Here is a 6,482-nt window from a genome sequence, read left to right on the forward strand (position 1 = left end):
TCAGAGCCAGAGTGAAAGCCTACATTAGACCGGATTTTACCAGTTTGGGACAGGCTATGAGCATTTCGAAACCGGGATTGAATCCTAGATTCAGTATGTTCTAATATGTCTTACGTCTGACTTATCAAGAAAGGGAAAACACCATGAAAAAAATTGCTGCACTGGGACTGGCGGGTATTCTGACAGCGGCCAGCACGGCTGCGATCGCGGTTGAACCGGAAGATGCGATCAACTATCGTCAGGGTGCCTTCAGCGCCATGGCATGGCACTTCGGCACCATGGGTGCGATGGTGAAGGGAAAGATGGACTATGATGCAGAGGATTTCAGCCGTCGTGCCGAAATCGTCGCGCAGCTGAGTAAACTGCCGATGGAAGGCTTTATTCCGGGCAGCTACACCGGTGAGACTGATGCCCTGCCAGCCATTGAGCAGGAATGGGACAAGTTTGAAGGCGGCATGAATACGCTGATTGAGAACACGGCGGTACTAGCGGAAGTAGCCAAGTCCGGTGATATGGACCAGATCAAGCCGGCATTTGGTGAAGTGGGCAAAACCTGCAAGGGTTGCCACGATAACTTCAAGGACTGATCATTTCCATATATGTACAGGGAATGATTGAGAAAAGGGCGCTGTCAGCGCCCTTTTTCGTTGCTGCTGTTGAAGTACTTAGAGCAGGTTGAGCAGGCTCCAGATGGCAGCGGCTGACAGGCCGGCCAAACCGACTCCACGTACAAAGGGAACGAAAGGCCGGTGCGGTGTCTGTTCTGCTACCGGTTTGCGTCCATGCAGCATCGCTTGCACCAGTTTTTCGCCCTTGAATACCTGATGGACGATCACGCCGATCAGGTGCAGGCCGATAGCGATCAGCAGGCCATCGAAAATCAGTTTGTGCCAGCGGGTGATTTCCACGCTGAGGTCATAGCTGACCAGATGAACCAGTGGCCCCTCGGTGAAAATCTCGTCGTTGGCAAACAAGCCTGTACCGGCCTGCGCGGCACTGAGCAGCAGCAGTGCCAGCACCATCCACCCGCCCAGCGGGTTATGGCCGATATGGTGCGGCTCTTTCTGTTTGGCCAGTTGGGCACCGTAACGCAGAGTATGTACCGGTGAGCGTACAAACTCGCTGAAACGGGCATAATGGCTGCCGGCAAAGCCCCAGAGCAGGCGGAACAGTACCAGCCCCAAAACGGTATAGCCGGCATACATGTGCCACTGCATCCAGTTGCCGCCCTGTTCGCCACTCCACCAGGCAAACAGGATGCTGGCAGCAAGCGACCAGTGAAACAAGCGCACAAACACATCCCAGACGGGGGTTGGTTCAATGCTTACAGAGTGTTGGGTCATATCAGGTTCCACTTAACCAAAGGTGACAGATAAGGCCGGCGATATAGCCCAGGAGGATCGCCCAGCTCCACTTGAGATGGCTGATGAAGGTATAGGTTCCCTGCGCCTGGCCCATCAGTGCAACACCGGCAGCGGAGCCGATCGACAGTAGTGAACCGCCGGTACCCACGGCCAGAGTGGCCAACAGCCACTGGTCAAGGTCCATGCCGGGGTCCATGGCCAGTACGGCAAACATGATCGGAATATTGTCTACCAGTGCCGAAAGCATGCCGATCAAGGCATTGGCCAGGTCGGGGCCGAGGTTGCCATACAGTAACGTTGACAGGTTGGCGAGGTAACCCAATGTGGCCAGGCCGCCAACGCAGAGTACCACTCCGTAGAAAAACATCAGCGTATCCCAGGATTCGCGTTCGACGACCTTGAAAATATCGAAGCGCCGGACCACTCCCGTGTGGTCGCCATGCATAATGTTGTGACGTGCAGTGTTTTCCGCATGATGGTGGGTGATGTGCCCATGTTCACGGAAAATCGGATCATGCAGGCTGAGATAATAGCCATAGATCTTGAGTGCTCCCAGGCCGGTCATCATGCCCAGTACCGGCGGCAGATGCAGCAGGCTGTGGACAAGTACAGAAAATGCAATGGTGGCCAGAAACATCAGTATTACCGTGACACCGCCGGTTTTCATACGCTGATGACGCTGCCCGCTACCTGGACGGCAGTGTTCCACGGTCAGACTCATCAACAGCGCCGGAACCAGCCAGTTGATCAGTGAGGGCAGCAGCAGGCGGAAAAAATCGACAAATTCGACCAGACCCTGCTGCCAGACCATCAGGGTAGTAATGTCACCAAAGGGGCTGAAAGCGCCACCGGCGTTGGCGGCGACTACCACATTGATACAGCCGACCGAAATGAAACGGTAGTTGTGTTCACCGACGGCGAGTACGACAGCGCCCATCAGTAGCGCGGTCGAAAGATTGTCGGCAATAGGGGAAATGATGAATGTCAGGCCACCTGTAACCCAGTAAATGGTGCGCAGCGAGTAGTCCCGTGACACCAGCCAGGTGCGCAGCGCGGCGAAGACGCGCCGTTCCTCCATCATATTGACGAAGGTCATCGCCGCCAGCAGGAACAGGAACAGCTCGGCATAGTCTAGAATATAGTGCCTGAGGGCGATGCCGGCGGTATGCTGATCGCCGTGCTGTTGGTAGGCCAGGGCAACCACGACCCAGATCAGACCGGCCGCGACAATCACCGGTTTGGATTTGCGCAGGGCCAGCCGTTCTTCAAGGACAACGAAGACATAGCTGAGAGTGAAAATCAGCAGCGCGAGGTAGCCATATACGCTGGCAGTCAGGTTCAGCGGGGTTGTAGCGGTATCGGTCATGGCCCAGACGGCTTCCGTGCCGGAACACAGCAAACCGACAGCGAGGGCTGGAATCCATTTCATTGCAAAGGCCTGTCGTCAGTCGTGACGCCCATTTTCGCCTAGTGGCATGAACAAGTCGAGTCAGCACGCTTCCTGCTGCACAATCATTCAAACAAGGCCGAGTATCAGTTAGAATATCCCCCTTTTTTCCAAGCAGCGAGTATCCAGTAGCACGATGGAAATCAACCCGATCCTCAACAGTCTGAAAGAGTTCAGCGAGCGTACCAAGGCGCTGCGCACCTACCTTGATTACGACGGCAAGCGCGAACGCCTGGAAGAGGTTGAGCGCGAGCTGGAAGACCCTAATGTTTGGAATGATCCGGAGAATGCACAGCAGCTGGGCCGTGAGCGTGCCGGGCTGGAGAACGTGGTCAAGACCATCGACGATCTGACCAGCGGCATTGCCGATACCGGCGAATTGCTGGATATGGCGGTCGAAGAAGATGATGAAGACACGGTAGCTGAAGTGGAAGCCGATGTTCAGCGTTTGGGCGCGATGCTGGAGCAGCTGGAGTTCCGTCGCATGTTCTCTGGCGATGCCGACGCCAATAACGCCTTCCTTGATGTCCAGGCTGGCTCCGGTGGTACCGAAGCGCAGGACTGGGCCGACATGCTGCTGCGCATGTATCTGCGCTGGGGCGAGAGCAAGGGCTTCAAGACTGAGCTGGTTGAAGTCTCCGGCGGTGAAGTCGCCGGTATCAAATCGGCGACCATTCGTTTTGAAGGCGAGTATGCATATGGCTGGTTGCGCACTGAAACCGGTGTACACCGTCTGGTACGCAAGTCGCCGTTCGACTCAGGTGGCCGCCGTCATACCTCGTTTTCGTCGGTGTTCGTGTCGCCCGAGATTGATGACAATGTCGACATCGAGATCAACCCGTCCGACCTGCGTGTCGATGTTTACCGCGCCTCCGGTGCCGGTGGTCAGCACGTTAACCGAACCGAATCCGCCGTGCGTATTACCCACGAGCCGTCCGGTATCGTCGTCCAGAGCCAGTCCGCACGTTCACAGCATCAGAACCGTGATACCTGTATGAAGCAGTTGCGTGCCAAGCTGTACGAAATGGAGATGATGAAGCGTCGTGAGGCCGCACAGGAAGTGGAAGACACCAAGGCCGATATCGGTTGGGGCAGTCAGATCCGTTCCTACGTGCTGGATGACCAGCGTATCAAGGATCTGCGGACCGGTGTGCAGACCTCCAATTGTGATCGCGTCCTCGACGGTGATCTCGACCAGTTTATCGTAGCCAGCCTCAAAGCCGGCCTTTAATATCGTTACTCAGATCCGTTTTTAAGGTAGCCACCCGATGTCAGACAACACTGTGCAGCAAGATGAAAACCGCCTGATCGCCGAGCGCCGTGAAAAACTCGCCGCCCTGCGTGAAAGCGGTAACGCCTTCCCCAATACTTTCCGCCGTGACAGCTACGCTGAGGATCTGCAGCAGGCACATGGCGACAAGAGCAAGGAAGAACTGGAAGCCTCTGCCATTCGTGTATCCGTGGCCGGTCGTGTGATGCTCAATCGCGGCGCTTTCATGGTGCTGCAGGACATGAGCGGCCGTATTCAGCTGTATGTGAACAAGCCGGCCCGTCCGTTTGCCAAGTCGGTCGACCTGGGCGACATCATCGGCGTCAGCGGTGTGCTGCACAAGTCCGGCAAGGGTGACCTCTATGTTGATATGGAAGAATTCCAACTGCTGACCAAGAGCCTGCGTCCGCTGCCGGACAAGTTCAAGGGCTTGCAGGACATGGAGATGCGCTACCGTCAGCGCTATGTCGATCTGATCGTCAACGAGCAGTCGCGCAAGGTGTTCGAGATGCGCTCGCAGATCGTGGCCGGTATCCGCAAGTACCTGATCGAGCGTCGTTTCATCGAGGCGGAAACGCCGATGCTGCACCCGATTCCCGGTGGTGCTACCGCGCGTCCGTTCGAAACTCACCATAATGCACTGGATCTGCAGATGTACCTGCGTATCGCGCCGGAACTGTATCTGAAGCGTCTGGTAGTCGGTGGCTTCGAGCGCGTCTTCGAGATCAACCGCAACTTCCGTAATGAAGGGCTTTCCACCCGTCATAACCCGGAGTTCACCATGATCGAGTTCTATCAGGCTTACGCTGATTACAACGATCTGATGGACCTGACTGAAGACATGCTGCGTACCGTGGCGCAGGATGTACTGGGCACGACTACCGTGGTCAACACCGTACGCAATGACGAAGGCGAAGTGCTGGAAACCTTCGAATACGATATGGGCAAGCCGTTCACCCGCATCAGCGTGTTCGACTCTATCCTGCAATACAATCCGGAACTCACCGCCGAAGCCTTGGCTGACGAGACGGCTGCACGCCAGATCGCCCAGCATATGGATATCGATGTGAAAGATGGTTGGGGTCTGGGCAAAGTGCAGATCGAAATCTTCGAGAAGACGGTTGAGCATCGCCTGCAGCAGCCGACTTTCATCACCGAATACCCGACGGAAGTCAGCCCGCTGGCCCGTCGCAGCGACAACAACCCGCACGTCACCGATCGTTTCGAGTTCTTTGTTGCCGGTCGTGAACTGGCCAACGGCTTCTCCGAGTTGAACGATGCTGAAGATCAGGCTGAGCGTTTCCGCGCACAGGTGGAAGAGAAAGACGCCGGTGATGATGAAGCGATGCATTACGATGCCGACTACATCAACGCGCTGGAATATGGCCTGCCGCCGACTGCCGGTGAAGGTATCGGTATCGACCGTCTGGTGATGCTGTTCACTGACTCACCGTCGATCCGTGACGTACTGCTGTTCCCGGCGATGCGTCCGCGAGGCTGATAGACCCACGCGTGAAAGTTATCCACAAGGGCCACATTGCGTGGCCTTTTTGTTAACAGGAGTAGGCCAATGGCACTGGACAAGGCACCCAGCTGGCAGCCCGGGCTGCAGCCGGAGTTCGATCAGCCTTACATGCAGGCGCTGAAACAGTTCCTGCAGGCGGAAAAAGCGGCACACAAGACGATCTATCCGCATTCGTCCCACTGGTTTCATGCGCTGGAAGCGACGCCGCTGGATCAGGTCAAAGTGGTGATTCTTGGTCAAGACCCCTACCATCAGCCGGGGCAAGCCCATGGCCTTTGCTTTTCAGTGCAGCCCGGGGTCAAGGTCCCGCCTTCGCTGGTCAATATCTACAAGGAGCTGGCTACGGATCTGGATGTGACGCCGGTCGCTCATGGGTTTCTGGAAAGCTGGGCTCGGCAGGGCGTGCTGTTGCTCAATACGGTATTGACGGTAGAGCAGGGCAATGCCGGTGCGCACCAGGGGCAGGGCTGGGAAAGGTTCACTGATCGAGTAATTCAGCTGGTCAATGAACAGTGTGACCATGTGGTATTCATGCTCTGGGGCAGTCATGCGCAGAAGAAGGGCGCAGGTATTGATCAGCACAAGCATCTGGTCTTGAAAGCACCGCATCCGTCACCGTTGGCGGCGTACCGGGGCTTCTTTGGGTGTCGTCACTTCAGCCACGCCAATCAATGGCTGACAGAGCAGGGGCGAACGCCGATCGACTGGCAGCTGCCTACGGTGCCAGAGATGGAGACGAATGTACCGTCCGCATCGTGAGGTATGTCGAGGGCATAAAAAAGGCTATGTCTGAGTAAACTGTTGAAGATCTGCCATTCTTAAAGTATTAGCCATAAGCTTTAAGGGTGGCCGCTATGAAAAACGCCCCATTTCAGC

Annotated in this window: 6 protein-coding genes; 4 read left to right on the forward strand and 2 right to left on the reverse strand. The window is 56.1% G+C overall.

Annotated features, from left to right (window positions below; genetic code table 11):
- Positions 1–143 precede the first annotated feature (143 nt).
- A complete protein-coding gene (locus CLV44_RS12580) occupies positions 144–587 on the forward strand; it encodes a c-type cytochrome (RefSeq protein ID WP_106592460.1) in 444 nt (147 codons plus the stop codon).
- A 78-nt stretch (positions 588–665) separates the two neighbouring features.
- Here the strand turns inward: CLV44_RS12580 and CLV44_RS12585 are convergent, their stop codons facing one another.
- Both CLV44_RS12585 and nhaD read right to left on the reverse strand, forming a co-directional pair.
- Positions 666–1,343 carry a cytochrome b/b6 domain-containing protein gene (locus CLV44_RS12585; protein WP_106592461.1) on the reverse strand — a complete coding sequence of 226 codons (678 nt, stop codon included), beginning with the start codon at positions 1,341–1,343 and terminating at the stop codon, positions 666–668.
- A 1-nt stretch (position 1,344) separates the two neighbouring features.
- Positions 1,345–2,793, reverse strand: a complete 1,449-nt coding sequence (nhaD, locus tag CLV44_RS12590) for a sodium:proton antiporter NhaD (protein WP_106592462.1) — start codon at positions 2,791–2,793, stop codon at positions 1,345–1,347.
- Positions 2,794–2,947: 154 nt separating this feature from the next.
- Between nhaD and prfB the strand changes: the two genes are divergently transcribed.
- The 3 genes from prfB (at position 2,948) to ung (ending at position 6,365) form a co-directional block, all read left to right on the forward strand.
- Positions 2,948–4,042: a peptide chain release factor 2 gene (prfB, locus tag CLV44_RS12595; protein WP_106592463.1), complete on the forward strand. Its 1,095-nt coding sequence runs from the start codon at positions 2,948–2,950 to the stop codon at positions 4,040–4,042.
- A gap of 37 nt (positions 4,043–4,079) precedes the next feature.
- The gene (lysS, locus tag CLV44_RS12600; protein ID WP_106592464.1) at positions 4,080–5,582 is read left to right on the forward strand and encodes a lysine--tRNA ligase; all 1,503 of its coding nucleotides are present in this window, start codon (positions 4,080–4,082) and stop codon (positions 5,580–5,582) included.
- A gap of 69 nt (positions 5,583–5,651) precedes the next feature.
- Positions 5,652–6,365, forward strand: a complete 714-nt coding sequence (ung, locus tag CLV44_RS12605) for a uracil-DNA glycosylase (RefSeq protein WP_106592465.1) — start codon at positions 5,652–5,654, stop codon at positions 6,363–6,365.
- Positions 6,366–6,482: the final 117 nt, after the last annotated feature.

The sequence above is a fragment of the Marinobacterium halophilum genome (assembly GCF_003014615.1).
Lineage (GTDB): Bacteria > Pseudomonadota > Gammaproteobacteria > Pseudomonadales > Balneatricaceae > Marinobacterium > Marinobacterium halophilum.